The organism is Sulfuricurvum sp. RIFOXYD12_FULL_44_77 (assembly GCF_001830725.1).
Taxonomy (GTDB): Bacteria; Campylobacterota; Campylobacteria; order Campylobacterales; family Sulfurimonadaceae; genus Sulfuricurvum; species Sulfuricurvum kujiense_A.
The window spans coordinates 1-1,041 of sequence record NZ_MIBU01000219.1 but is presented as its reverse complement, the minus strand read 5'-3'; the positions used below and the strand labels follow the sequence as shown (position 1 = coordinate 1,041).

At 41.2% G+C, this 1,041-nt stretch carries 1 pseudogene; it reads left to right on the top strand.

Annotation, left to right across the window (positions count from 1 at the left end):
• Positions 1-1,041, top strand: a pseudogene (locus A2517_RS07890) (flagellar hook-associated protein FlgK); the annotation flags it as partial.

The following is a 1,041-nucleotide window of genomic DNA, read 5'->3' as shown; positions in this document are numbered from 1 at the left end:
AAAAATGATTTACAAAACTATTTCGATATGTGGCAATCGCTTGCTAACAATCCCAGTAACACTGCCCTCAAAGTAGCCCTTGCACAGCAAACGCAAACAATGACGCAACATATTCAAGAAACGCGTACACAAGTAGCGGGTTTACAAAGTTCTTTAAATGATCAAATCAAAGTGAATGTTGATGAAGTTAACCGTATTGCTAAAGAGATTTCAAGCATAAATATTGAGATCAATAAAGCAGAAGCCGGCGGGGCGAACAATGCCAATGATTTGCGTGATCAGCGAAATCAGCTTGAGATGACGTTGACTAAGCTTGTCAATGCAAAAGTGCTGGTAGGGCAAATTGAAACGAACAATGTCATAGACAGCAATATAGCACTCAAACAAGGAAGCTACACGATCCAAGTAGGGGGATTCAATATCGTTGACGGCGGTTCATTCCACCCGATAGGGATGGACAGTGAGTCGAATCCGAACGGTTACAACGATTTGTATTATGAGCGTCAAGACGGGGTGAAAATTCCGTTTGCCGATCGTATCACCGGCGGAAAAATCGGCGCTCTTTTGGAATTAAGAGGCTCAACCATCGGGACAAACGGAGAATTCGAAGACGGATTTTTACAAGAGACCATCAACAATCTCGATTCATTTGCAAAAGGGTTGATCGAAGCGACAAACAATGTGTATGCACAGAGCGCGACCACCTCAATGGTCTCAAATCCTCTCAGTTTTTCAAATAATCAATCTTTGTTGAGTACCGATGAAAATTTTAAATCCGGTACGTTTGACATCGTAGTGTATGATATAGACGGAAAAGAGGTCGGACGGCGTTCGATTAACATCGACGAGGGAACCTTAATCGATGACTCTCCTATGACGTTAAATAGTATTACCGGACAGATCAATACGTCACAAGATGATAATCAAGACTCTAATGCCCTTAATGATATCGATGATATGTTGATCGGGACATTTAATGCGACACAACGCATTTTTCAAATTGATTTTAAATCAACATTTGCTTCGCAAGGGTATTCCTAT